We start from the raw sequence: 26,033 nt of genomic DNA, 5'->3' as shown, positions 1-26,033 counted from the left end.
TTCTCTAAAGCTTGGCGGCCCCAGATAGTGTAGACGCCAAGGGGAAAATGTGAGGGAAAAGAGCGGCCTGCGATGAGCGCGGCTCAATGAAGAGGTGTGATTAGCGGGCGAGCCAACCACCATCGACAGCAATCGTGTAGCCATTGACATAATCGCTTGCCGCGGATGCCAGAAAGACTACGGGCCCGCCAAGATCGCTCGGCTTACCCCAGCGACCGGCAGGGATGCGATCAAGGATTGCAGCGCTGCGTTCCTTATCTTCTCGCAGTGCCTGGGTGTTATCCGTTGCCATGTAGCCTGGAGCAATCGCGTTGACATTGATGCCATGCTGCGCCCATTCGCAAGCAAGCAGCCGGGTTAGCCCCATGATGCCTGATTTACTAGAAGTATAGGAGGGAACACGGATCCCTCCTTGGAAGGAAAGCATGGAAGCAATGTTAATGATCTTGCCACCTTCTCCTTGTTTGATGAATTGCCGAGCGACCCGCTGAGACAGGAACATGGGAACTTTGATGTTAATGTTCATTACATCATCCCAATCCTTTTCGCTAAAGTTGACGGAGTCTTCTCTGCGGATCAGGCCAGCGTTGTTCACGAGAATGTCGATGCGTCCGAAAGCTGCGATGGCCTCTTCAACGATCCGGTCCAGTGGTTCCGTTGATAACAGATTAGCCTCAACATACTTGAACTTTGCGCCAAGTGCCTCAACCTGCTGGCGGGTTTCCTCTGGCTCAAGGTGCCCTACACCAACAATTGAAGCACCTGCTTTTGCCAGTGCAAACGCCATGCCTTGCCCAAGTCCGGTGTTACATCCGGTGACAACGGCGACTTTCCTGCTTAGTTCAAACATGGATTACCCTTTTTATGACCAATTCTTTTTGGCGTTAAAGCATCAACTCGCGCCACTGACAGCAGCTCATCCACACACTGCAAACTAGATTTTTGCAATCGGCGTGTATTGATTACATATTTCAAAGTTCGTATTTGGTCAATAATATTTGTATTTAAATTTATAAGCGAAAACCGAGAGAAATGCGACGAAACAAGCTTGTTCACGAAAGATTCAGCAAAATACGTGCGGATATCTTGTGTTGAAGCCCATATTTAAATAGATTAATTCTCAATCTAAGGTAGCTTGCTCCAGTTCTGCTGAGCCAGGCGAGGTAATGGATATCCGTGAGTTTGAGAAATGAAATGACCCAGAATAAAGCCGAATACCGCGCCCCAGCTCTTGAGAAAGGACTAGATATCCTTGAGCTCTTAAGTGGTCGTGACAGCGCCATGAGCAAAAAGGAGATGGCAGAAAGTCTGGACAGATCTGTAAACGAGATCTTTCGTATGCTTACTATTCTGGAGACCCGTGGCTATATTTTTTGCGACCCATCTAGCGGCAAATATGAGCTTACGCTCAAGATGTTCACGCTCTCTAACAAGTATCCACCGCTTGCTCGCCTTTTGCAGATTGCAGACGAGCGCATGGAAGAACTTGCAGATCAAACCCAGCAATCCTGCCACTTGGCGGTCTTTCATGAAGGTACGATGCTTGTTGTGATGAGGCACGAGAGCCCCTACAAAATGGGTTTCTCTCTTCGGCTGAGCGCACGCATTGATGTACATGCATCTGGCTCGGGGATGGTGCTGCTCGCCTTTTCGCCACCGGGCCGCCGCCGGGCTATTTTGAATGCCTCAAAAGCCAATCAAATTGAGATTACTGATGTTATGAGCAAAGTCGAGACCGTGCGTGAGCAGGGCTACTTTGTTGGGGCTAGCCCGCAGGTGAATGGGATGACCAATATCAGCTATCCCGTATTTGATCATCGTGGGCGTATAGAGGCCGTCTTGACTGTTCCATTCCTAACGTTGAACTCGGATAGCCTTCACCATCAAGTCGTGAGTTTTGAAGATACACGCCTTGCCGTCAATAAAACTGCGCAGGAACTGACGAGCGCAATCGGCGGTATTCAGCCTGCCTAAGACGATTTAGAATCATATTTCATATTTGAATTACTTCAGGGCACCGTCAATTTTTGGCGGTGCTTTTTCATTTTAGGCCCCATTTTAGAGTTATTAACCGGAAATTTCTTCAGAAAATTTAAATGTGATTCCAGAAACCCAAATATGAACATTTCGTTGAATTTGGCGCATACTCTCACACTTGCGATCTTTCGCGTAAGTCATGGAAATAAATGCGTTTCTGGCTGGCGGAGATCAATTTTCCATAAGTAGTCCGCACTAAATTACTCAGCTATTGGATGAAGCAGTTTTGCTGCCCAGAAACTCGTTTGATTGGCCGCCGACCGGCAGGCAAGTCAAAGTACATACTTGCTCCGGTAAGTTCATTTATGAATACTGAATTTTGTCAGTGAGACATATCAGTAACTAATCGGGCTTTCCCATGACTTCTAAACGTAAGCAATATGTATACACCATCAAAGATCTGCCTTTGACCCCGCTCATAGAGGATCAGGGCATCAGTACTCGGTTCCTTCTGGGTGACAATCTGATGATCAGTTTTATCGAGAACCCTCCAGGCGCGGACTTTCCTGTTCACCAGCACGACTGCGAGCAGATCATGATCATGATCGAAGGTTCAGAAGAACACATCGTTGGCGATCAGGTCATTCCAATGAAAGCTGGTGATGTTGCAGTTCACCCTTCCAACGTACCGCACGGCGGCAAAACCTTAACCGGTATGAAGGCGATCGATATTTTTGCGCCTGCACGCGAAGGTCATCTGGAGAAGATGAAGCAGTATGGAACCATGCCAAATCCAGATGGAACGTACCCAAAGACAAATAACGTCGAGGGTTAGGGACACCATCTAACGCTGGTTGATCCAAAACACACTCAAAGTGATCTGGGAGGATTAAAATTATGAGTGCAGTTACCAAGGCCCTGAAAATTGCTGTTTCTGGTATTGCACTGAGCGCTTTGACGCTTGGTGTTGCTAATGCGGCAGTGGTTCTGAAGTTGGCACACTTTGCAGAAAGTGGTCACCCTGCGGATGTTGCTGCAAAGCAATTTTCGGAAAAAGTTTCAGAACGCACCGGTGGGGAGGTCAAGATTACCATCTTCCCAGCCAACCAGCTTGGTAGTCCGAATGATGTTCTGGAGCAGAATGTTCTTGGCGCGATCGACATGAGTTTGCCTACTCAAGGCCACTTGAGCAAGTACTCCATGAAGTTTGCAACAGTGATGGCTCCATTTGCTTTTGAAAGCTATGACCATGTCTACAGAGTGCTTGATGGGCCGTTCATAAAGTGGGCTGCATCAGATCTTGAGCAACAGGGTCTGGTTTACTTGAGCAACTGGGATTGGGGCTTCCGTAACATTACCAACAACACCCGTCCGGTTAATGTACCTTCTGATGTTGTTGGCCTCAAGCTGCGCACACCACCAGAAGTGCAGCTTCAGTCTGCGATGTCTGCTCTTGGCGCGAATGTCACCCAGCTTGCATTCAATGAGCTTTACATGGCTCTCAAGCAAGGTGTTGTAGATGGGCAGGAGAATCCACTCTCCGTAATTTATCACAACAAAATTTACGAGGTACAGGAGAACCTTGCCATCACGCGCCACGTTTACAACTCAATGGTGAGCGTGATCTCCAAGAGCAGTTGGGGCAAGCTCTCTCCAGATCAGCAAGTAATTGTTCGCGAAGAAAGCAAAGCTGCTGGAGACTTGATGCGCAAGATGATGCGTGAAGAAGAAGGGGAACTGATCAAGAAACTTGAAGCAAAAGGCATGAAGATCACTTACCCGGAACAAGCCCAGTTCAAGGCTGAGATGGCTCCTGCTTACAAGGCAATCGGTGAATATGTTGGCACTGAAAACCTTGAAAAATTCCTAGGCATGCTCTGACTTTTGACCGCACACAAGTACGCCCGGCGGCTTTCTGCCGCCGGATGCCCTAGGAAAAACACGGGAGAGAACCTTGACGCCCGCTCTAATCTTCATAGGCCTTGTCGCGATGATATTGATGGGTGTGCCCATCGCTGTCTCTGTTGGCGGCATTTCCTTGTTTGTAATGCATGAGAACATTTCCGCGCTCCCACTGATGGCGCAGCGTATGTACTCCTCGACAACTGGTTTCACACTTCTAGCAATCCCCTTTTTCATTCTTGCTGGCAACTTGATGAATACTGGCGGGATTACAGATAAGATCTTCCGTTTTGCAAAGGCAACCGTGGGGCATTACTGGGGTGGTCTTGGTCAAGTTAACATCGTCTCTTCTGTGATCTTCTCCGGAATGTCTGGTGCCGCTGTTGCTGATGCCGCCGGACTCGGGAAAATCGAGATCAAGGCCATGGTTGATGATGGGTATGACAGCCGGTTTGCCTCTGCCATTACAGCCGCTTCTTCCACCATTGGGCCTGTAATTCCCCCATCAATACCCTTCGTTGTTTATGGTTCACTTACCGGTGTTTCTGTTGGCAAACTCTTCCTGGCGGGTATGGTGCCCGGTGTTCTTATGGCAATTGCAATGGCTGTTGCAGTTAATGTGATTTCTCGGCGCCGTAACTATCCACGCCGGCCAGAAGCCAGTAACAGCGAAGTTTGGGAAAGCTTCAAAGAAGCGCTCCTTCCGCTGCTCACACCAATTATTATCGTAGGTGGAATCCTCGGCGGAATGTTTACACCGACAGAAGCGGCCGTTGTTGCTTGCCTCTATGCGATATTCCTATCATCGGTTGTGTATCGGGCCTTAACACTCAGCAACATGATGTACATCCTCAAGGACACACTCATCTGTACGGTCAAGGTGATGTTTATCATCGCGGCAGCTGGGTTCTTTAGCTGGGTTCTTATCTTCCAGCAGATCCCTCAGAACTTGATTTCTGGCCTCGTCAACGTAACTGATTCTCCTGCCATATTACTTCTCATTATGATCGGGGTCCTTTTGGTTCTGGGCATGTTCCTTGAAGGTATCGCCGTCATTCTGATTTGCGTTCCAATCTTTATGCCCCTTGTTCAGATGATTGGTATGGACCCGATCCAATTTGGCGTGATCATGATCCTAGCTTCCATGATTGGTCTGCTCAGTCCTCCCGTCGGTATGTGCCTCTACGCAGTTGCTGCCATTAGTAACGTCACGGTGACAGCACTCAGCAAAGAAGTCCTGCCTTATATTCTCGGCATTTTGCTTGTGCTGTTTGCTGTTGCTTTCATTCCGGCACTGTCTTTGACCGCAACCTACCTAATTGGGTGATGTCTTGATGAACTTGTTACATAAATTGGATCGGATGCTTAGCAACCTATTCCTGCTCCTTGGCATGGTTCTGCTGGTTGTTCTGTTTGCTCTTACTTCGTTAAACGTAATCCTGAGGTTTTTTCCGATATTCTCGATTGGGTGGTTTGACGAAATCGTTGAAGTTTCGTTTGCATGGATGGTTTTCACCGTGGCAGCCTATCTGTGGCGCGATAGGGCACATCCATTCATCGACTTCCTACTGGAAAGCCTGAAAGGGCGGCGCAGCCAATACGTATTGCTCATCTTTATTGAGAGCATGAACATCTTCTTCTTGGTTGCGTTCACTTACTACAGCTTCAGCCTGATGATGCGGGCCAGTGCTTGGTCGCCAATTTTTCAGATACCGAAGTCGTTCTTTTATATGAGCATGCCGATCGCCGGTGCCTACATGACGATAGTTTCCCTATTCTTTTGGGCAGGACACCTTCGCAATCTTTGCTCATCCAACCCAACACCGTTCACCTATTCATCCTGTCAGAAGTAAAGAGAGATACCATCGTGGCAAAAATCATGATCACTGGTGCGAGTACCGGCATTGGGGCCGAAACAGCTCGCGCCTTCGCACAAGGAAACGAGCTTTTCTTGGTGTACAATCGCTCTACAGACAAAGCCAAGACTTTGGAGGCTGAGTTGGTGCAAAAAGGTGCCATCGTGCATCTGCTGCAAAGTGACATCACCAGCGAAATTGCCTGTATTGAATTGTTCCGCAAAATCAGCAGGCTAACAGATACGCTGGATGCGTTGATCAACAATGCCGGTGGGCTGGTGCGTCGTCAGGCTGCAGATCAATTAGAATGGCAGTTGATGGATGAGATTTTCCGGTTGAATGCGTTCTCTCTCTTCAAAATCACGTCACTTGCTATTCCAATGCTGCGTAATGGCAGAAACGCGAGCATCGTCAATATCTCGTCCATTGTTGTTCGTCATGGTGGACCAACTGCCACTCTTTACGGGGCTGCTAAGGGGGCCGTGGATACGTTCACACGTGGTCTTAGTAAAGAGCTAGCACCCGACATTCGCGTCAATTCTGTTGCTCCCGGTGTTATCGACACCCCTTTCCATGAGAAAGTCTCCACGCCAGATCAGATGGATGCGTGGGCTGCAAACACACCGCTGAAACGTAACGGCCAGCCTGCCAATATTGTTTCCGCGATTAAGTTGCTTGTCGAGAATGATTTCATCACTGGTGAATCAATCGACGTAAACGGCGGTATGATGATCCGCTAATCAGTGCGGGAAAGGGCACACGTGCGGCCCTTTCCTCAGCTTATAAAGGAACAGGGTTTTGGAGCATAAAACCGATAATCTTCGTGATCTGATCTACGGCAATATTGATGCGATAATGGCCAATGCACAGCGGTTGAAAAAGCAGGAAACCGTCGACTTGGCAGAATTGCTGAATGACGATTTCATGCAAGATAATTCGAACTATCAGAGTGTTACTGATCTATTTAGTGTGGCCGGACAAAACGATGTTTCCCAAGAAAGCATTGCGTCTATCGATGATGATTTATGGGAGAAGATCGTCGCATCAAACACCGTCTTTTCAAGTTGGGATGAAATGTTCAACGCCGCCTCAAATCAGTTTATACGCCAAAATTTGTTCAAAGGCATTGCTGGTGCTTTTCTGTGAAGGCGGCAACAGTGCTTTGGCGAGTTTGGAAGTAAAAGAACGCCAAATATTGGCCTTGTTGCACGGGTCGTGAATAGCTTAAAGCACGCCCAAACCCGTAAATTCAGGTCATGAGATTGCTTCGAACGCGGGCCTGCCGAGTTCAGTTATTGTGTTGAGAATGCTAACGCCAATCTTTGTTTCGGTCCTCTGATTGTTAAAGGTGCGTGCCTTTAGTTTGTTGCCGATGACTTGCTTCCAGCGTCCCATCTGCGTTTCAATTTGGGAGCGCTGATTGTAGCCTGTTTGTTTTTGCCAACCGAGGCGCCCTTTGTCTTTGATCGCAAGAATATGTTTATCTCGCGATGAGGGAGCCCTGTCAGCTTCAGGACTTAAAGCAGCTGTTTTGGGTGGGGGAATGATAATCTCAACGTCATCTCCATACCGTGTCTCAAGGACCCTTCGTGTTGGCTCACCGTCATAGGCTCCATCAGCCAGAAATCTGTTTACAAGACCGTCAACCTGATCCAGAAGGTCAGGCAGGACGGTCGGGTCACCTACATTTTCATAGGTGAGATCGGAGCATACAATCTCGCCAGTGTTCAAGTCCATACCAAGATGGAGCTTGCGCCAGGATCGTCGCGTTGCCTTGGTTTTGTGTTTGTTTTGAAACCATTCGCCTTCGCCATAGATCTTGACACCAGTACTGTCGACCACAAGATGCGTCGGTTCTGTTCTGGCCTTTGCTGGCTTGGTAATCTGCAAGCCACCGGCTCGCCGGGACAACGTTGAAAAATCTGGAACTGACAAATCAACTTGCATCAATCGAACCACAGAGCGCATAAATCCCTGCGACTGTAGCAACGCTAGGAAGTATACGCTACGCAGTGTCAGGCACATCTCAATGGCCAAATCAGAATATTTACGTTGCCCTCCGCGCGAGGTCCGGCGCGGCGCTGACCACTCCTTCCCAATCTCACGGCTGACCCAGATCGTCAAATCACCACGATTACGAAGACTTTCGTTATAGTCACGCCAGTTCGTGACACGATACTTCTTCTTGTCAAGTTTGTGACGACGGCTGGCGTTGAACTTGTGCGGCATAGGATAGCTTTACGAAGACGAACAAACCTTCTAATTACAGACACTGAGCGACCCTTGCAACAAGGCCAACTCTCATCGCCTGGCGAGAAAGCGGCATTGAGGGATGGAATGTTGATGGTGGAGTTCGCAGTAGAGCTTGAAAAGCGTATTGCTGACCGTCAACCTTAGAAGATAAAGAGATGGAGCCTCAGAATTAAAGGTTGGGGACCTATTCTGTGGTTCCATCTATCTATTCCTACCCGTTTTTCTCATCGGGCAAGAGTACAGCCATGCGCTTGGTGAACTCGTCCCAGTTGCGCGTAAAGCCAACCAGCGAGTAATTCAGTGCCAGCTTTTTGCGGTCACTACTTTTCGTCACGACAATGGACATGTCCTTGCCGCGCTTTAGAAAATCAACGATGGTTGAGTTGGCATTGAATGCTGCCTCGCACCCGTCTTCCTGACAGGTGATGATTTTCGCATCAAACAAGGCGTCGTTATCAATTCCAATCTGGATACCGCTGGGAATGTGAATTCCGAGTGGGAGTTTGAGAATGGCGGCATACACATCTGTGTCGAGTTTTCGAAACATGATGGAATTGACCAGTGCCCCGTTCTCAAGCCGGATTTCTGCATAGACCTGACAAATGTCGGCATTGCATTTAACCGACCAGTCCTCTTCATTGGAAGGTCCAGTGGTGCTGTATGCGGTCACACCTTGAAGCAGAAAGAGGGCTGTCGCTGTCAGCAGTGTCCAGATTGGTTTCATTGTTTTCATCCGATCAGAATGAGAAGCCCATGCCTGCGCCTGCAGTAATGTTGTCGTTAAAGTCTGTTGCAACAGATGCAGTCAGAACCATGTTTTCAGTTGGCAGGAAGGCAACTTTCAGTGCGCTTGCAGCTTTGCCTTTGAAGTGACCAAAACCACCGGAAACAGAGATGCCGTTTTTGCCGCCTTGCAGAACTGGTGCGTTTGCAATTGCAACGGCCATAGCAACACCGCTGCGCAGCTCATCTACATCCTGTTCCAGCGATACGATGCTGGAGGTATTAGAGGAGATGTTTGACGCATTCGTGGCGATGTTGGTTCTGTTGGTGGTGATATTGGTGGTGTTGTTGGAGATATTGGTTTCATTCGTGCCAATACGCGTGGTGTTTGAAGAGATGTTGCGGCGGTTAATTGTAATGTTGGATTTATTTCCGCCAATTGCCCAACGATTGGTGGTGATATCGGACTTGTTTGTTGCGATGTTACGGCGGTTGGTCGTGATTTTTGATTTATTTCCGCCAATTGCGCGGCGATTGGTGGTGATATCGGACTTATTCGTTGCGATGGAGCGACGATTGGTTGTGATTTTTGATTTGTTTGCGCCAATGGCCCGACGATTAGTTCTGATATCGTCCTTGTTATCATCAATAGTTTTGATCTTAGACCTTAATGCGCCGTTAAGGTCGGATTCTTCAATATTGCTTATGCTAGCAGTAATGCCAGTTGCCTTACCGGTGTGGCCAGGAAAGTTTCGAGTAAATTCGTTTTCACTACCTTGGTTTACGATTTTCGTTTCCGCATCAGTAGAAACAACGCCCTCGGACACGAAAATTTCAGCCGCTTGTACAGTGCTTATGCCAACAACAAGAGCAACAACCGCAGCAGAAAGCTTCAAAGAGTTCATCTTTCACATCCTATCAGATGGGTGGGTATTACTTGCAATCCACCCGGTCTAAACACTTCCAGATGCAGCCCTTTGACTGCCGACCTGAATTTGATATGAGCTTATTAGTTTTACTAAATCAACAACTTAGGAATTAGTAAAATTCTAATAAACTCCATTAATGTCGGAATATATGCAGATAGAATTTTGGCGGAGTATCAAAAAGCACTCATGGGAGACCGGAGAGCTTCCCTTGGGACATAGGGGGTATTGCTGGGCGATGATTCCATAAAAATATTCATGAAAGACTTGCAAAGGTTAATAGCTGTAAACACTCGGTAATTTGAGTGAACTGTGAGGATTTTGTGGGGAATTGCGTGCAAGCGATGGTGATAGAAAGGCACTCATAAATTTAATTGATAAAATATTGAACAATCATGTGGACAAGAAAAAACCCCGTGGCGCGAACCACGAGGCTTTTTTGCTCTGAGATGTCTTGGGTCTTATTTATCTTCTTTCAACAAACTCAGGTCTGGTAGGCGGTGGGCAATACCCTTGTGGCAGTCGATACAGGTCTTTTCTCCGGAAACCAGATACTTGGAGTGCTGCTCGGATGCCCTCAAGCTTTGCCGAGTAAAGTCCATGGATTCTTCACTGTGACAGTTCCGGCATTCCAGAGAGTCATTGGCTTTAAAGCGAGCCCACTCATGGCTTGCCAGCTCAAGACGCTTGTTCTCGAACTTCTCAGGAGTTGAGATCGTGCCGAAAATTTTGCCATAAACTTCCTTGGATGCCTGAATCTTACGGGCAACCTTAGAGGACCAGTTGTGAGGCACATGGCAATCAGGACAAGTCGCACGCACACCAGACCGGTTGGTATAATGAATGGTGGTCTTGAGTTCCTGATAAACTGTGTTCTCCATTTCGTGACACCCAATACAGAAAGCTTCTGTGTTGGTCACTTCCAGGGCGGTGTTAAACCCACCCCAGAAGATGATGCCGGCGACAAACCCGCCGAGTGTCAAAAAGCCGAGGCTGTAATGAACACTGGGTTTGGCGACAACGTGCCAGAACCGTTTGATAATTGAAAACATGCGGTGTGCTCCTACTTCTCAGTCTTACCTTTGAGCACGTCATCAACGTCAACGAATGTGTTCTCAACCAAAGGCTTGGCCTCAGTTTGAGGAACGTGACACTGAGTGCAGAAGAAGCGACGAGGAGAAACAGATGCCAGGAACTGACCCTCCCGGTTCATGAAGTGAGTCACCGAAATCATAGGTGCCTGAGACTGCTCAATAGCTCTACGGCCATGGCAGGTCATGCATTTGTTCAGGCGCTTGTCGATCTGGTAGCCGTCGATCTTGTGAGGGATCAAGGGTGGCTGCTCAGGGTAGTTACGCACCTGACGTTCGTCGGTGTTGACCACTTTTGGAATGCGCGGCGGGGTATCCTGCGTGAGGATGTCCGCGTTGCGGAATTGGGTGATGGGCTCGCCAGCGTAAACGCTGGCTCCACCGAAGACTGACACCGCGATAAGGCTGGCGACAAGGAGTTTTAAAAGTTTCATGGCGTACCTCACACAGCTACAATCTTGACCGCGCACTTCTTATAGTCGGTCTGTTTTGAAAGAGGATCTGTTGCATCCAGTGTCACCTTGTTGATGAGCTGGCTTGCATCAAAGAACGGTACGAACACGAGGCCTTTTGGCGGCTTGTTACGACCACGGGTCTCAATGCGTGTTGTGATCTCGCCACGACGGGAGATTACGCGCACTTCAGAACCACGGCGCAGGCCTTTGGCTTTTGCATCGTCAGGGTGCATGAAGCACACAGCATCCGGGAACGCTTTGTAAAGCTCAGGAACACGCTGGGTCATAGACCCTGTGTGCCAATGCTCAACTACGCGACCTGTGCAGAGCCAGAAGTCATACTCTTCGTCCGGGCTCTCTGCTGCTGGTTCATAGGGCAGGGCAAAGATGCGTGCTCTACCGTCTTTATGACCGTAAAACTCAAAGCCCTTGCCTTTTCCAACGTAAGGATCTGATCCTTCGCGGAAACGCCACTGGGTTTCTTTGCCGTTGACAACTGGCCAACGCATACCGCGCTCTTCGTGGTACCGTTCAAACGGTGCCAAGTCGTGACCATGGCCACGGCCGAAGGTTGCGTATTCTTCAAACAGGCCTTTTTGAATGTAGAAACCGAAGTCGTTAGACTCGTCGTTCTTGTACTCATCGCTGGTTTCAGAAAGTGGGAACTTGTCTACATTGCCGTTCGCGAACAGAATGTCGAACAGTGTTTTACCGCGTACTTCTGGCTGCTTAGCGATCAGCTCTTCAGGCCAGACTTCTTCAACTTTGAAGCGTTTGGAGAATTCAACAGTCTGCCAAAGATCAGATTTTGCATCGCCCGGTGCAGAGACCAGCTGTTGCCAGAACTGTGTGCGGCGTTCTGCGTTGCCGTAAGCGCCTTCTTTTTCCACCCACATTGCTGTTGGCAGAATAAGATCAGCAGCCATTGCGGACACGGTTGGGTACGGATCAGAGACAACGATGAAGTTATCCGGGTTTCTCCAGCCTGGGTAGATCTCTTCAACAACGTTAGGACCAGCCTGCATGTTGTTGGTGACCTGGGTCCAGTAGAAGTTCAGTTTGCCATCTTTGAGCATCCGGCTTTGCTGAACTGCGTGGTAGCCCGGCTTTGCTGGAATAGTGCCGTCTGGAAGTTTCCAGATTTTTTCAGCAATTTTCCGGTGCTCTGGGTTCTTCACGACCAAATCGGCTGGCAGACGGTGCGAGAACGTACCAACTTCACGAGCTGTACCACACGCGGATGGCTGACCGGTTAGTGAGAACGGACCATTACCCGGCTTGGAGATTTTACCAGTGAGAAGGTGGATGTTGTAGAACATCTGGTTGACCCAAACGCCGCGGGTATGCTGGTTGGCACCCATGGTCCAGAGGGACATAACCTTCGTGTTTGGATCAGCGTAAAGCTTAGCCAGTTCCAGCAAACGGTTTGCAGGAACGCCAGACATCTTCTCAGCGTATTCCAGAGTGTATGACTTAACGAACGCAGCGTATTCTTCGAAGCTGATTTCCGTAGAACCACCAGCTTTCGTTGCGTTTTTCGCAGCTTTTTCCAATGGATGCTCAGGGCGCAGGCCGTAGCCGATGTCCTGATTGCCAAGGCGGAAGTTGGTGTGCTTGCTAACAAAGTCCATGTCCACGGCGTCGTTCTCGATGATGTAGTTTGCGATAAAGTTCGCAATCACGAGATCGGTCTGCGGTGTGAACACCATTGGAATGTCAGCAAGGTCAAAGCTGCGGTGCTGGTATGTAGAAAGAACAGCAACTTTTACATCTGGGTTGGACAGACGACGGTCGGCGAGACGGGTCCACAAAACCGGATGCATCTCAGCCATGTTGGAACCCCAGAGCACGAAGGCATCTGCGCTCTCAAAGTCATCGTAACAGCCCATTGGCTCATCGATACCGAAAGTCCGCATGAATGCGCCAACGGCAGATGCCATGCAGTGACGCGCGTTCGGATCAATGGTGTTTGAGCGGAAACCGGCTTTCCAGAGCTTTGAAGCGGCGTAGCCTTCCCATACGGTCCACTGACCTGAGCCAAACATGCCCACTGCGAAAGGGCCATTCTTCTTCATGGCGTCTTTTGCTTTAACAGCCATGATGTCGAAAGCTTCGTCCCAGGATACTGGCTCGAACTCGCCTTCCTTGTCGTAAACGCCATCGGTTTTACGCAGCAATGGAGTTGTCAGGCGGTCTTTGCCGTACATGATCTTGGAAAGGAAGTAACCTTTCACACAGTTCAGGCCTTTGTTGACCGGGCTGAGTGCATCGCCATGTGTTGCAACAACACGGTCGTTCTTGGTCGCAACCATAATGGAACAACCGGTGCCACAGAAGCGACACGCCGCTTTAGACCATTTCAGGTCTGTTTTGCTGGAATCAGTAACAAGGTTAGACGCTTGTGCCGGAAGGCTTGCCCCGGCAGCAGCGGCAGCCGCTGCAACAGCCTGCGCCTTAATGACGGCGCGTCTGGTTAGTTTAATCATGAGCAAATCCCCTCGGGTTGCATGTCACCCTGATCAGAAATCACAATAGAATTAAGGTCGGTGGTGTCTGTTTGGTGGAAGATGAGCGATGCAGTCACAACGCCATCCAGATGCTGAATTTCACTCAAAGCGTCGGCAAGGCCGCGTTCGCTCTGGGTTTCCAGCGTCACAATAATCTTTTCAGTTGCAGGTACTTCTGCGATTTCCGCGACTGAGATCTGTTCAATCGCTGTGCATATCTGATCTTTTTTTGCAGGGTCCGCCTGTATCAGCACACTTGATATGTGCCAGACACCGGCTTCCTCTATTCGCTCTACGGTTGTTGCATTACGCATTCACAAAACTTTCTCGGCTCAGGTCGTTCAAAGTGATCGCATCTACAGGACAGGAGATAAGGCAGGCACCGCAGCCATTGCACAGGTCTGCATCCAGATTTATCTTTCCTGTTGGGGCCACACGCATATCGAACCGAAGGGCTCTGGGATCACAGCAGTCGGTGCAGGATTGGCAAGAAACTCCCTTTGCCAACAAACATGCCTCTTGCTGTAATTCTGCAGTGAGCCTCCAGGGTGCCGCGGTCAGATCAAACAGACCTTCTTCCGGGCACGCTTTTGCGCAGGCTTCGCAGAACGTGCATTCACCGATGTCGGTTTTGAGGTAAGGCCTGTTATCTACGCTGAACAAAATGCTTTCCGGGCACGCTTTGACGCATTCAAAGCAACCGGTGCATTTGTCTTCAATCCGTTGTTCTGTGGTCCATGGCGGACGAACCGGGTTCGTCACCTCTGGGGTGGCACTGAAGCGGGTAAAAAATGCTCTGCGGGATAGGTTAGCCACAGCTACCTCTTAAAAGGACGGTGGACCAAGTACAATTTGCGAAATCCAGAGGAGGAGACCGTATCCGCCGACCGCCGCAGTCATCACAACTGGGGCCAGAACGACTGCAAGCACAAAGAATGCTGTTCGTTCGCGACCTTTGCTCACTTCTGGTGTGGTTATCTGTGTGTTGTGGCTTGCACCAGCCATATTCGTACTCCGTACTAACAGCCGCGTCTCACAGCTATTGATTGGAGCAGAGCCTTTAGAAATATAAGGAACTGCTCGTACGCGCAGGAACCTAGAGCAATTATAAACATTCTAAATTGAGTGCAATCAATTCGGATTTAGTACATTTTTTCTATTTGTGATTTAGCAATATGTGCGTACATCATAATATTCTAATTTAATAAATTATTGAGAATGCAGAATGTTAACGTTGCTGAATATTTCATTCTGGATGAATTGTAGGTAGATGGCTAAAAACTGCCATATTTTGCCGCTTTGTCGTAAAAATATGCAGAGGGAAAACGTAAATAAATGCAATTTCCTAACGTAAAAACTGCCAATTTCCCCAAGGTTCATAGGTCACCCGTGGTGTTTCGCCTCGAATAATAATATCAAAAATCTCTGGGGATTCATCCGAATTTATGTGGGAGAACTCAGCCTCAGCCCTCCTTTTCTGCTTCATCCGTACATATTCCAGCGATTTATGGGGAGTGCGGAAGGAAACGACTCAAATATCTTCCGCGAGCACATCGCATGCAGGAAGGAGAATGAGTGTAATCAACATGCCAGTAATTTCGTGGCGGTGAGGTAGACAGCTGCGAGAGTCAGATACTGGCAAGGCTTTGAATTCTGAAACCGTCACTTCGCTCTTGCGTCCGAAAATTGAGTCTGTAATCGGTAGCGTGGCCTAAATCTTATCCAGTCTCGCAGTCCGTTCCGGGGCTCGTTTAAATGGGCCGGTTGCGGTGGCAATTAGTCTGTTGTTCTCGTCAAACAACTGCGCTTCTGCAAACAGTGTACTTTTACCACCGCCTATAACGTGCCCCTTTGCGACTAACCGCTTGCAAATAGCCGGTGCCATGAAGTTGATGTTGAGCGAGATCGTCACAAACGGTTGCATGCCGGTCGGATCAACAGAGGCGCTACACGCGCCGCCACAAGCATTATCCAGCAGCATGGTGATCATTGCGCCATGCACGACCCCACTGCGGTTTGTATAACGGGCGTCAATGTCCAATGAACATTCCGCTGTACCGTGTTCAGGGTCAAGTTCCAGCTCATAGCCGATAAACCGCTGAAACTCAGTTTCACCACAAATGCTGATTTTGTTTCTCATGCCGGATGTACTTGTCACCGTTGTCCCACTCTCTCAAATGCTCAGGGTTGCAAGCAACATAACTAATTGACGCTTTGTCAAAATGCCATGTGACCATGGTCGGAACTCGGAAATAAATTTCCCAACTGGTTTTTGATAACTGGAGTGCAGGTGATTTCTACAATCTAAGTTCGGCTATATTCTATACGTCCTCTACGCAGTCCATTGGTTGTGAAAGAGATGTGCTGCGCCTTTATTAACAAAGTACGGCTGGTTCAGGCAAATCGCATGTTGTGAGCCAATGAGTTTGCTGAGGAGCCGGTGCAGACTATCGCGCGGGCTTGCCGGCTTTACACGGCTGGATAGCTTTACGCGGTGGTTCAAAGAGCATTTTGGCATCATGCCTAAGCAGGTGAGGGAAGCGCAGGCGAATTTGCTTCAAAGAAGAGATAAGGCTCGCCCGAACATTCAATGGTAGCAGATTGGTTTTTGGACCTGAGCTGGAAATAGCCTCGCGACATGGGAGCAAGAAATAACCGCTGTTGAGAGACAGCGATCATTTCCGAGGTGGACTGGTAGTCTTTTTAGTCATGGCATCAGGACTTCCATGCGCTTGTGAAATTCCTTCCAGTTTCGTGTAAAACCCATGAGAGAGTAGTTGAGCGCAAGTTGCTTTCTGTCATCTGCTTTGCGCAGCAGAATTGACATTTGTGTACCGCGCTTCAGGAAGTCGATTACCAATTCATTGGCGGTGAATGCTGCTTCGCAGCCATCTTCTTTGCAAGTGATCAGCTTCGCTTGGATGACTGCGGCGTCGTCAATTCCAATGTTAATGCCGCTGGGTACGTGGAAACCTAGGGGTACCTTCAAAATACCTGCGTAGGTTTTTGCGTTCAGTTTTCGAAAAGCAATAGTGTTGAACAGAGCACCGTTCTGGAGCCGGATTTCAGCATACATCTGGCACTGATCACGGCTGCATTGAACGGACCACTCCTCTTTTGCCATAGCCGTGGATATGAAGGAGTTACCTCCGCCATGAAACATCACGGCGAAAGCTACAAGAATGAAAGTCAGAAACCGGCTCATGTACATACCTTTCTCAATTAGAAGGAGAAGCCAAGGCCCGCGCCCGCTGCAACGTTGTCGCCAAAGTCAGTTGCAACTGAAGCAGTGATTGCCATGTTTTCCATGGGCATGAAGGCCGCTTTCATGGAACCTGCGGACTTGCCTTTAAAGTGACCAAAGCCGCCAGACAAAGAAACGCCGTTGTAGCCGCCCTGAATGATAGGAGCGTTTGCCATAGCAATTGCCATGGCCACACCGGATTGGAGGTCGTCTACGTCCTCTTCCAGCGCAACAATGCGCGTGCTGTTGTTGGCTATCCCATCGCTGTTGGCTGTAATGCGGTCCGCATTGCTGTTAGCAGCAGCAACAAGACTGGTTCGTGCTGTTCCGGTGAACGTAGAGTTCAGGTCACCGAGCGACCCAACTTTTTCGTTGAGCTTGGTCACAGCAGATACAACTGAGGTGTCAGCAGGAGTTGCTGCCTGCAGATCGCTTGGCAGAGTGCTGATGTCGCCGATCTTGTCATCAACTGCATTGAAGGATGCGAGGATACCGGTTGCTAATCCCTCACCGTTTTCCAACGCCTGCGCTGTTGCGCGGCCAGAAGCATTTGCCCCATTTGCTTTGGTGTAGGCGCTATAGCTTTCATGCGGTAACTGCTCTGACGCATAATTGCCGACCGCGGCGTCAAGGCCACTCAATTTGGTTGCCATGTTTGTAGGTATACTTCCGCCGATAAAATCGCCTGTCGCGGGGGCCGTCGGTTGTTCCATAGTAATTTTTTCGCCAGCTGCTGCTTTGGCTTCTACGTGGTTGATGTAGGTTTCCCACTCACCTTTAAGTGTGGAATTATTATCAATTTTGGCGACCTCAGTGCGTGCATCGTCAAGGGTTGCATCACCGGTTTTTAAAGGATCCTTTACAGTGCTTGAGATCGGAGTTGGGGCGGTGGTCTGAACCGACCCAAAGAGCATTTCGAAATCATTGATGGTTTGCGTATTGGTCGCAATATCTTGTGCGTTGCTATTGATTTCACCTGCAAAAATCTTGTCTACGTCCTTCTTGGAACCAATTGCAGTTGTCGTTGTTTCATTAAAGACGGTACCGGAATTGTCTGATGAGCCAGCATAATGAGTGATTGCGTTACTGCCATCGGTGGTAATTGTAATCGTTCCTGCTTGTGCCAGTCCCGTAGTGGCCATCAATGCAGCTAGTGCATATGTAAGCTTCAGTTTTGTCATAGTATAAACCTTGTTTTAAACAATAGAAACTGAGATAATTACTGCCGACAGACACCAGTAATTTGGCATGCAGAGTTTATTCCGCCGCGATAGGCGAGCAAGCATCGGAGTAAATATTGTATTCGTGTGAGGGAAGCCGAATTCAATATTGGCTTCCTCATGTATCTACTTATATTCTCGGATAATTCAGAAGAATATTAGTGAAACAATGCCAGTAATATCCGGGGTTATAAATATGTGAGGGTCAATTTTCTAAGAAGAGTTAGTATTCACCAGAGCTAAATTGGGGGAATTTGCAGCCAAGGGGATGCCCCCATAGATTTCGGCCCACGTCTATCAAGGGGGTATAGTTGACATGAGGGTGGGCGAGTAAGCTTTACCGATCAGGATATCGGGTTTGTAAAATACATAAAGAAAAACCCCGCCTCAGTGAGACGGAGTTTTTAGGTTGTGAGCACTACCTCTGGTTGGATCCAGTGTAGGCGTTTCTTTATTCTTCTTCTTTGTTCTTCCTATTTTTGTTCAGTTCTTCACTGCCTCACCAACACCACAGTGTCATTTTGGTGAAGCTGCAAAATTATTCGCCCGCAGGAAAGTTTGTCTGGACGTTTTTAAGGTCTTGAACAGTTGGCAAGGAAGCCTCGTTGCCCAGGAACTGAATGGCATGCGCAGACGCAGCCCGTGCCAGTTTGAAGTGGTCTTCCCATGTGCCCTGAGGGTCTGCAAGGTAACCGTAAACATAAGCGCCGTGGAACGTATCACCCGCCCCGTTGGTGTCCAGCACGCGCTCTTTTGGCACTTTAAGCGCTGGCAACCGTTTAACCGGGCAGTTGTCTTCATACCACAACAGGCCTTTTTCGCCCTGAGTGACGCCGCCAACCTTCACACCCTTAGCTCGCAGATATTCCAGCGTGTCTTCAGGTGATTTCTCCAACTGCTCACAGAACAGCTCGGAGACGATCGCAACATCAATGTAATCAAGCAGTTCCTCGGTGTTGGAGCGCACAGCTCCGCCATCCAAAGACGTCATGATGCCATGTTTACGGCAGGCTTTGGCGTAATGCAGCGCCGCTTCCGGAATGTGACCATCCACGTGCAGCATACGGCAACCAGCAAGGTTGAGATCCGGGAACGGATGCAGGAAATCATTGTCACGACAACGCACGATGGCGCGTTTACCGTCTTTTGGCATGATGAAGGAGAGCGAGCTTTCCTTCACCTTACAGCTGTGTATCGGAATGGAGTATTTCGCAGCCATATCGCGGAACATGCGAGACAGCCAGTCATCTGCCATGGAGCACAGCAAATCAGGCGCAACACCAAGGCGGGCGCACACAAAGGCAGCCGTTACGGCGTTGCCGCCAAAGCTGACTGCATAGTCCTGTGCAATCGCCTTTTCATCACCCTCCGGCATGGTCTCTGACAAAAAGGTCACGTCAATGTAGGACTGGCCAATGAAAAGCGCTTTCATCCTATACTCCATTCAAATCCGAGCCACTCCATGAAGGAGTGGCTGATAAGCAATCACCCGGTTATGGGAGGGTGATCAGGTCATTCTTACTGCGCCAGAGATTTACCGGCGCTTTGAAGGTCTGCAAAGGCTTCTGTCAAGCGAGTGACAATGCCTTTTTCGCCCGCACGCAGCAGTTTGCGTGGGTCGTAGACTTTCTTATAAGGGACACCTGTGTCCGGGTCGATCTGGTGTTTGAATGCATTTGGAGTTTCAAACACATAAGCGCCGGCTTTTTCAGAGAATGCGAACTGAGTATCAGTGTCGATGTTCATTTTGAACACACCGTAGCCGAGGCTCTCTGTGATTTTCGCTTTTTCGGAACCGGATCCACCGTGGAAGACGAGTGGAAGCGGGTTAACTCCGAGGTTGTGTGTTTCACGAACCAGCTTCTGGCTTTCGCGCAAAATCTCAGGGCGCAGCTTTACGTTGCCTGGTTTGTACACGCCGTGCACATTGCCGAAGGAGGCAGCAACGGAGAAGTGACCCAATGGGTTGAGAAGGTTGTACGCTTCCAGCACATCTTCTGGCTGCGTGTAAAGTTTCGGGTTGTCGGACCCGATGTCATCGTCAGACCCAACGCCATCTTCTTCACCACCAGTGCAGCCGAGTTCGATCTCAAGGCTCATCTGCAGTGGAGCCATACGCTTCAGCAGACGTGCACTTTCAGAGAGGTTGTCTTCCAAAGTTTCCTCGGAAAGGTCCAACATGTGCGAGGTGAACAGCGGGCGACCATTTGCTTTAAAGTAGTCTTCGCCGTGTGAAATGAGAGCTTCAAGCCATGGCACCAGCTTACGGTTGGCATGGTCGGTGTGAAGCACAACACACACGCCGTAGTGTTTTGCCAGCAGGTGTACGTGTTGGGCTGCGGAAACCGCGCCAAGGACACGAGCCTGGAAGCTGTCGGCCATTGCTGCACCAGCGTAGAACTGGGCGCCGCCATTGGAGAGCTGTACGACAACGTCGGATTTGTTGGCCGCCGCAGCTTCGAGCACTGCGTTGATTGAGTTTGTGCCAACCACATTTACTGCTGGAAGAGCGTATTGCCCTTCGCGGGCTGCTTCGATGAGTGTTTTGTATTCTTCGCCAAAAATGACGCCTGGACGCAGCTTGGTCACCGTGAGGGTCTCCCGATCCTGTGTTTGAGTGAGCTGGAAGCGAAGTCCGGGAGGAGGGATGCTGTAAATAACAGCAGGGAACGGACTTCGCTTTAGCCCATGTAGTTTCGAGTATTACAAGTCCCAGCTAAAAGGGGAGATAGCTGGTTGTAGGTCCCCGAATAGGTTTGCCGAGGGTGGCGACAAACCTTGTTGGTGAAAACTTTTTCACCGGGTGCAAAAAGATTTAACGGGAAAGTGCATCGAAACGCTTCGGATTGAAATGGGTAGGAATACGTAATTGATCAAGGCTCACAAACCTGTGATCTGCGCCAATTGTAACGATTTAAAATTCGATTACGGCGTGATTTTCAAAGTTACCGAGGGGAATGAGCTAATTACATAGTAATCTAGAGAACGCAACACGCTTTGGTTACTCATATATCAGGGTTACTACGCGTAATAAGGAGCGTTACCTATGACCGATTGTCGCCATTTCACCGGTGCTCCTTGGGATAAATGATGGCAGTTTCCCCACATGGACCGACAAATCGTCGGCGCGACAAGAAAAAGCCCTCTAATTGACGATTACGGAAGGCAAATGAGTCGCTATCTGACTCGTTTGACTATCGACCTCAAAAAAACAGGTACTCCTCGAGCCGCACCAAACCCAAGACCCTATACTAATTGAGTGTGTTCGAGGCGTGTGGGCCGTTTTAGCTTAAAAGCCAGCTTTCCAGTTTTGCTTCATCGGGCAAACCACCTGCATGAACCAACTTGCCGTCAACGGATATGCCGGGGGTTGACATAATACCTGCAACGGCAATTTCTCTTGGATCGGTTATTTTCTCGATCTCAACTTCAATATTGAGCTTTGTTGCGGCGTCTTGCACCATGTTCTTGGTTGTTTCACAGCGTTTGCAGCCCGGTCCGTAAACCTTCACTTGTTTCATTTAGTGCTCCATTTGTGGTGTTGGAAGTGGGTCTTCAAAGAATAATATTGAACAGGTAACCTGTCGCCAGAATTCCAGTGGCAACAACACCTATAAAAATCGCGATTAGTCGATAGGTCAGAACTTGTTTGAGAATGATCATTTCTGGTAGGCTAAGGGCAATCACCGACATCATAAAAGCCAATGTTGTACCAAGGGCGGCACCCTTGCCAAGCAAGGCCTCCACGATGGGAACTGCACCAGCAGCGTTGGTGTACATGGGAACTCCAACACCAACTGCAGCAGGAACGGACCACCAGGTATCGGCACTCATGATGCGCAGCATGACAGCTTCTGGAACAAAGCCATGAATAAGCGCACCAATGGCGATCCCTAGCACGACCCAGATCCATACTTTGCCCAGCACTTCACGAACCTGCTCCAGTCCAGTGTCGAAGCGGTCACTAAGGCGAAGTTGCTCAGGAGGGATCTCTTGCAACGGAGCCGCTTTCATCTCCCGCACCCAATCTTGCAGGTAGCGCTCCAGACCCATCCTACCCATTATCCAACCAGCAACGGTGGCGATTGAAAAGCCAAAGATGAGATAGAGTGTTGCAATCTTCCAACCCACAAGCCCATAGAGTAAGCCAAGTCCAACGGGCCCTACCATCGGTCCGGCAATCAGAAACGAGAAGGTGACGCCCAGAGGCACGCCAGCGGAAACAAAGCCAATAAAGAGCGGCACAGAGGAGCATGAGCAAAATGGTGTGACCACTCCCAGCGCGGCGGCAAGTGGGTAGCCCATTATCTCGCGTTTTCCGGCAAGGACTGCGCGTGTTTTTTCCGGACTGAACCAGCTGCGCAGCACACCGGACGTAAAAACGATCAGAACCAGGAGCAACAGCACTTTGGGAACGTCATAAAGGAAGAAGGCAATTGCTTCTCCCGTATGACTGTTGCGGTCCACCGGAAGGGCAGCCGTAACCCATTCAGAAAACGGGACCAGTTGGCTGTAAAGGATCCACCAAAGAACGCCAGCGCCAGCAAGGCCAGCAAGCCACACCCTTTGGTTCGCGTTATTCTGCTGCAAGGATTTTTCCGTTGGAGAGGTCATTAAGTTTTCTCCTGCTCGGCATCTTCTGCAGTCCATAAAGCGTCAATAAATGCAGAGACTTCGCTAGGGATGTTTGGGCAACGTTTGTATCGCACCCATTGGGCGTCTCGGCGTCCAGTCACTAATCCTGCATCCGCCAGCGCTTTCATGTGCCGTGACATCCGGCTTTGGCTGGCATCAAGACGTTCCATCAATTCACAAACACAATGCTCTTTGGAATCCCAGAGCAGGCGCAGGCCAGCGCGTCTGGTTGGCTCTGATAGAGCCGCAAGTATCTTCTGCATCATAACGCCTTTGCTTATTTGCTTATGCGCATATAAGAATGAATTAATAATTAAACATTGATCAGCGTCAAGCCGTAGAGAAATTGAGCCTAATTTAAGTCACCAATTGCTGTTTGCATGAGCCGTGGATGCGGTTGCGGGCATTATTGTTGCAAACCGCTGCGTATTTAGAGGGGACTCACTTACGTGGCGTGCACTGTCTTCATGAAAATACAAGCCGTTCCGATGTTCAGATTTGCTCAAGAGTATCTGAGTTCGCTATCCTCAAATATCCAATTAAAACATAGAATAAACACCTATGCATCCTCTATGATGCTCTCGATGAATTGAGGGTATTTCAAATGGAACTTTGGATTCCAATCACTATTTTTGCAGCGTTTAGTCAAAACCTGCGCTCTGCATTGCAAAAGCATCTAAAGGGCAAGATCGGCACCACGGGCGCGACGTTCATTCGCTTCGGCTTCGGCTTTCCTATTGCGGTGTTATATCTGCTTGGGATCTTGCAGGTGACTGGCGAGGCGCTGCCCGCAGTGGAATACTCTTTCTTCATAGCAGCTGGTCTTGGTGGGCTGGCGCAGATTGCGGCGGCATTCCTGCTGGTGCACCTCTTTTCCTATCGCAACTTTGCTGTTGGAACGGCTTACTCCAAAACGGAACCGGTGCAAGCGGCGTTGTTCGGCTTCATTCTTTTGGGCGAACAACTCACACCCCTTGGCATGGCAGCGATTGCCGTGGGCATTGTCGGCGTGTTGTTTATCAGTCTGGGCAAAGTGCAGTTCACAGGTCGCTCACTTGCTGCCGCGCTCACTGGCAAACCAGCGCTAATCGGTCTGACAGCAGCGGCCTTCTTCGGTGCTTCGGCTGCATTCTACCGCACTGCATCTTTGTCCGTTGAAGCGGACACGTTTTTACTTCAGGCAGCATTCACGCTGGTGTGTGTGACAGGCTTTCAAACTGTGGTGATGGCGAGCTGGATGTCGTTCTCTTGCCCCAGTGAGTTACGCGCCGCTTTGAAAAACTGGCGCATGTCCTCTTTGGTGGGGCTTGCGGGGATTATCGGTTCCATCGGCTGGTTTACCGCGATGACGTTGCAGCAGGTTGCCTATGTGCGCGCGCTGGCGCAAATCGAACTGGTGTTCACACTGGCAGCCTCCTGGATCTTCTTCCGTGAGAAAATCACCCCGGTTGAACTCGCGGGCTGCGTCTTGGTTGCTCTCGGCGGCGTTGGCATCGTTATGGCTGCGACCTAGGTGTTTTAGCGCTTTATGTCCCAAACTGCCCGACAACAGTCGAAATCATGCAGCGTGTTTCCGTGTCAGTGGTGTGTGCAGCGAGATCACGTTGCTGGTCGCAAGAACCTCTTGCCGTGAGGCGGGAGGTTCTTTGATCAGGTGATTGAAGATGCGGAATTTGTTGGACTTCTGCCATTCACCGTTGATGACATCTTCCCAGTAGCCAACAAGGCAGCGTTGCAGAGCTAGGATGAGCGCGAAGGCATGTTCCGGTACGGTGTTGACCGCAAGTTCACCGAAGATCCGTTTTGCAGCCGCATTGAGTTGATGGGGTGCAAATTACAGGCGCTTCAGCTCTTGCAACAATGCATTGGTCAGGCCGAGTATTTTACCTTCCGGCAGAATGTCAGGGGCATTCCACGTCACCGCTACTTGCCAGTGTGATCCGTTCAAGCCTTTGAGATCATATGTGAAATTGAGGACACCAATTTCGCTACCCGCCTTAAATGCGATACGAGACCAGTCCGTTTTCTCCGCAATACCGTGGTTGAGCTGCATCGCTTTTTCTTTGGCAACGTCTTGAATCGTATCGCAAAGTTCGTTTGCGCTGGCGTACCATTCCACTCCGGGGAGGTAAGGATCGGCAACATCTTCGATGGCTGGAAGTGGTCGGTCTATAATCTTGTTCAGGATTTTCCGGCGTTTCGCTTCATCAGCTGTTCGGTAGGATTCTGCCAGCTTATGATCCGCTTTGAGTTGATAAAACTGCCGAGAAGTGAGAAACGGAGTCCGATCCACGCATGTTTCCAATGAGTTAGCGCCAAGCAGTTTGATAATGACATCCGCTGCAGAGTTATCTGAAGTTGCACACATATGTTGGGCGACTGTTTGAAGAGTGACCAAACCACCGCGTGTCTTTGCATAAAGGTTGCCGACAGGGTGAGATTCCAGCTCTTTTTCCAGCCGTACTTTCTGGTTCCACTTGAGCTCACCATTGGCAACCCGGCGTGCTAACTCTTTCATAACAAACAGCTTATAGGCAGGACCGATAGCCAACGCCTTATCTGCATCCTTGGCAAAAAAGTCCTCACCATTCTTTCGGATAAGAAAGCTGACTGATGGAACAATTTCCTGCATCAATGCAAGGCACTCATCAAGGCTCTCAACCTTATAAAGCGGAGGCCGAATGAATAAGCCTTTGATTTTACCGCTTCTTTCCCGCTCTAGGAGAACTGTGAGTTGAAAGTGCGCTGTTTTGACAAAATAGGCGTTTTTTTGCGTTGCTTTGCTGATATCCTGAGCCTTGCCGTAAGCAGCAAGCGCATCCTCCAAAGAGCGGCGCAAGCTCTGCTCGCCGACGATTGACAGGAACCCTTTTGTGAACATGGAAAGGTCTTCACCGTTGGCGTTCCAGAGCTGGAACAGAAGATCGATCTCAGAGGTATTGCGCAGTGCCACCATCTCCGGTGTTATCCGGTTGGCGGGAGAGAGTTTCTCAAGCGCGGATTTCACGCTCATAATCGGATCAAGAAACATCTCTTTAATGCTACGCATCTGGATAGGGCCCCACGTCATTATGCCGTCTTCAAGGTGTTTCTATCTCTTAAAGAGCGTAGCGGCGATTAGCAAAGGCTGTCTGCCGCATTTTGCAAAAAGCCACACCTGAATGATAGGTCAGGTTTTACGCATGCTTTTCTAATCCTGTGCTTCTCACTCTAAATGTTTAATAGAACTTGCGTTTAAGGATCC

Annotated in this window: 27 protein-coding genes; 8 read left to right on the top strand and 19 right to left on the bottom strand. The window is 49.4% G+C overall.

What is annotated here, in order from left to right; translation table 11 throughout:
- Window positions 1-100: 100 nt before the first annotated feature.
- A complete protein-coding gene (gene kduD / locus BLS62_RS29655) occupies window positions 101-850 on the bottom strand; it encodes a 2-dehydro-3-deoxy-D-gluconate 5-dehydrogenase KduD (RefSeq protein WP_093191223.1) in 750 nt (249 codons plus the stop codon).
- A gap of 344 nt (window positions 851-1,194) precedes the next feature.
- Between kduD and BLS62_RS29650 the strand changes: the two genes are divergently transcribed.
- The 7 genes from BLS62_RS29650 (at window position 1,195) to BLS62_RS29620 (ending at window position 6,881) form a co-directional block, all read left to right on the top strand.
- Window positions 1,195-1,974: an IclR family transcriptional regulator gene (locus BLS62_RS29650; protein WP_093191219.1), complete on the top strand. Its 780-nt coding sequence runs from the start codon at window positions 1,195-1,197 to the stop codon at window positions 1,972-1,974.
- A 421-nt stretch (window positions 1,975-2,395) separates the two neighbouring features.
- Window positions 2,396-2,812: a cupin domain-containing protein gene (locus BLS62_RS29645; RefSeq protein ID WP_093191214.1), complete on the top strand. Its 417-nt coding sequence runs from the start codon at window positions 2,396-2,398 to the stop codon at window positions 2,810-2,812.
- Window positions 2,813-2,874: 62 nt separating this feature from the next.
- Window positions 2,875-3,858 carry a TRAP transporter substrate-binding protein gene (locus BLS62_RS29640; RefSeq protein WP_093191209.1) on the top strand — a complete coding sequence of 328 codons (984 nt, stop codon included), beginning with the start codon at window positions 2,875-2,877 and terminating at the stop codon, window positions 3,856-3,858.
- A gap of 73 nt (window positions 3,859-3,931) precedes the next feature.
- Window positions 3,932-5,206, top strand: a complete 1,275-nt coding sequence (locus BLS62_RS29635; RefSeq protein WP_093191202.1) for a TRAP transporter large permease — start codon at window positions 3,932-3,934, stop codon at window positions 5,204-5,206.
- 7 nt (window positions 5,207-5,213) lie between these two features.
- Window positions 5,214-5,732 (top strand): TRAP transporter small permease, encoded by a 519-nt coding sequence (locus BLS62_RS29630; RefSeq protein WP_093191198.1) that lies wholly within the window; start codon window positions 5,214-5,216, stop codon window positions 5,730-5,732.
- 14 nt (window positions 5,733-5,746) lie between these two features.
- On the top strand, window positions 5,747-6,475 hold the full coding sequence (locus BLS62_RS29625) for an SDR family NAD(P)-dependent oxidoreductase (protein WP_093191191.1): 729 nt from the start codon (window positions 5,747-5,749) through the stop codon (window positions 6,473-6,475).
- Between the two features lie 58 nt (window positions 6,476-6,533).
- A complete protein-coding gene (locus BLS62_RS29620) occupies window positions 6,534-6,881 on the top strand; it encodes a hypothetical protein (RefSeq protein WP_093191186.1) in 348 nt (115 codons plus the stop codon).
- Between the two features lie 108 nt (window positions 6,882-6,989).
- Here the strand turns inward: BLS62_RS29620 and BLS62_RS29615 are convergent, their stop codons facing one another.
- The 17 genes from BLS62_RS29615 to BLS62_RS29535 all read right to left on the bottom strand — a co-directional run bounded on the left by BLS62_RS29615 (window position 6,990) and on the right by BLS62_RS29535 (window position 23,052).
- On the bottom strand, window positions 6,990-7,964 hold the full coding sequence (locus tag BLS62_RS29615; RefSeq protein ID WP_093191182.1) for an IS5 family transposase: 975 nt from the start codon (window positions 7,962-7,964) through the stop codon (window positions 6,990-6,992).
- Between the two features lie 235 nt (window positions 7,965-8,199).
- On the bottom strand, window positions 8,200-8,712 hold the full coding sequence (locus BLS62_RS29610) for an invasion associated locus B family protein (protein ID WP_093191177.1): 513 nt from the start codon (window positions 8,710-8,712) through the stop codon (window positions 8,200-8,202).
- Window positions 8,713-8,725: 13 nt separating this feature from the next.
- Entirely contained in the window at window positions 8,726-9,616 is an 891-nt protein-coding gene (locus BLS62_RS29605; RefSeq protein WP_093191172.1) for a YadA C-terminal domain-containing protein, read from the bottom strand.
- 482 nt (window positions 9,617-10,098) lie between these two features.
- Window positions 10,099-10,689, bottom strand: a complete 591-nt coding sequence (locus BLS62_RS29600) for a NapC/NirT family cytochrome c (protein WP_093191169.1) — start codon at window positions 10,687-10,689, stop codon at window positions 10,099-10,101.
- A gap of 11 nt (window positions 10,690-10,700) precedes the next feature.
- Window positions 10,701-11,162: a nitrate reductase cytochrome c-type subunit gene (locus BLS62_RS29595; protein WP_093191164.1), complete on the bottom strand. Its 462-nt coding sequence runs from the start codon at window positions 11,160-11,162 to the stop codon at window positions 10,701-10,703.
- Between the two features lie 8 nt (window positions 11,163-11,170).
- Window positions 11,171-13,675: a nitrate reductase catalytic subunit NapA gene (gene napA / locus BLS62_RS29590; RefSeq protein ID WP_208991303.1), complete on the bottom strand. Its 2,505-nt coding sequence runs from the start codon at window positions 13,673-13,675 to the stop codon at window positions 11,171-11,173.
- Complete coding sequence (locus tag BLS62_RS29585) at window positions 13,666-14,004, bottom strand: chaperone NapD (protein WP_093191155.1); 339 nt, start codon at window positions 14,002-14,004, stop codon at window positions 13,666-13,668. The genes napA and BLS62_RS29585 overlap by 10 nt, the downstream gene beginning before the upstream one ends.
- Complete coding sequence (gene napF, locus BLS62_RS29580) at window positions 13,997-14,506, bottom strand: ferredoxin-type protein NapF (RefSeq protein WP_093191151.1); 510 nt, start codon at window positions 14,504-14,506, stop codon at window positions 13,997-13,999. The genes BLS62_RS29585 and napF overlap by 8 nt, the downstream gene beginning before the upstream one ends.
- Window positions 14,507-14,515: 9 nt before the next feature.
- Window positions 14,516-14,695 carry a periplasmic nitrate reductase, NapE protein gene (locus BLS62_RS29575; protein WP_093191147.1) on the bottom strand — a complete coding sequence of 60 codons (180 nt, stop codon included), beginning with the start codon at window positions 14,693-14,695 and terminating at the stop codon, window positions 14,516-14,518.
- A 706-nt stretch (window positions 14,696-15,401) separates the two neighbouring features.
- Window positions 15,402-15,848: a PaaI family thioesterase gene (locus tag BLS62_RS29570; protein ID WP_244283688.1), complete on the bottom strand. Its 447-nt coding sequence runs from the start codon at window positions 15,846-15,848 to the stop codon at window positions 15,402-15,404.
- Between the two features lie 549 nt (window positions 15,849-16,397).
- On the bottom strand, window positions 16,398-16,895 hold the full coding sequence (locus BLS62_RS29565; RefSeq protein WP_208991302.1) for an invasion associated locus B family protein: 498 nt from the start codon (window positions 16,893-16,895) through the stop codon (window positions 16,398-16,400).
- Between the two features lie 17 nt (window positions 16,896-16,912).
- Window positions 16,913-18,115, bottom strand: a complete 1,203-nt coding sequence (locus BLS62_RS29560; protein WP_093191137.1) for a YadA C-terminal domain-containing protein — start codon at window positions 18,113-18,115, stop codon at window positions 16,913-16,915.
- A 577-nt stretch (window positions 18,116-18,692) separates the two neighbouring features.
- Complete coding sequence (locus tag BLS62_RS29555; RefSeq protein WP_093191133.1) at window positions 18,693-19,586, bottom strand: sugar kinase; 894 nt, start codon at window positions 19,584-19,586, stop codon at window positions 18,693-18,695.
- 86 nt (window positions 19,587-19,672) lie between these two features.
- The gene (fbaA, locus tag BLS62_RS29550; protein WP_093191129.1) at window positions 19,673-20,743 is read right to left on the bottom strand and encodes a class II fructose-bisphosphate aldolase; all 1,071 of its coding nucleotides are present in this window, start codon (window positions 20,741-20,743) and stop codon (window positions 19,673-19,675) included.
- A 695-nt stretch (window positions 20,744-21,438) separates the two neighbouring features.
- Window positions 21,439-21,675 carry a thioredoxin family protein gene (locus tag BLS62_RS29545; RefSeq protein ID WP_093191124.1) on the bottom strand — a complete coding sequence of 79 codons (237 nt, stop codon included), beginning with the start codon at window positions 21,673-21,675 and terminating at the stop codon, window positions 21,439-21,441.
- A gap of 34 nt (window positions 21,676-21,709) precedes the next feature.
- Window positions 21,710-22,768: a permease gene (locus tag BLS62_RS29540; protein ID WP_093191120.1), complete on the bottom strand. Its 1,059-nt coding sequence runs from the start codon at window positions 22,766-22,768 to the stop codon at window positions 21,710-21,712.
- Window positions 22,768-23,052 (bottom strand): ArsR/SmtB family transcription factor, encoded by a 285-nt coding sequence (locus BLS62_RS29535; protein ID WP_093191761.1) that lies wholly within the window; start codon window positions 23,050-23,052, stop codon window positions 22,768-22,770. Before BLS62_RS29535 ends, BLS62_RS29540 begins: the two co-directional genes overlap by 1 nt.
- Before the next feature lie 341 nt (window positions 23,053-23,393).
- Between BLS62_RS29535 and BLS62_RS29530 the strand changes: the two genes are divergently transcribed.
- Entirely contained in the window at window positions 23,394-24,302 is a 909-nt protein-coding gene (locus BLS62_RS29530) for a DMT family transporter (protein ID WP_093191116.1), read from the top strand.
- Window positions 24,303-24,623: 321 nt separating this feature from the next.
- Here BLS62_RS29530 and BLS62_RS29520 read toward each other — a convergent pair whose 3' ends face one another.
- Window positions 24,624-25,838: a serine hydrolase gene (locus BLS62_RS29520; protein WP_093191757.1), complete on the bottom strand. Its 1,215-nt coding sequence runs from the start codon at window positions 25,836-25,838 to the stop codon at window positions 24,624-24,626.
- Window positions 25,839-26,033: the final 195 nt, after the last annotated feature.

The sequence above is a fragment of the Pseudovibrio sp. Tun.PSC04-5.I4 genome, assembly GCF_900104145.1.
Classification (GTDB): domain Bacteria; phylum Pseudomonadota; class Alphaproteobacteria; order Rhizobiales; family Stappiaceae; genus Pseudovibrio.
This window is presented reverse-complemented; position numbering and strand designations above follow the sequence as displayed.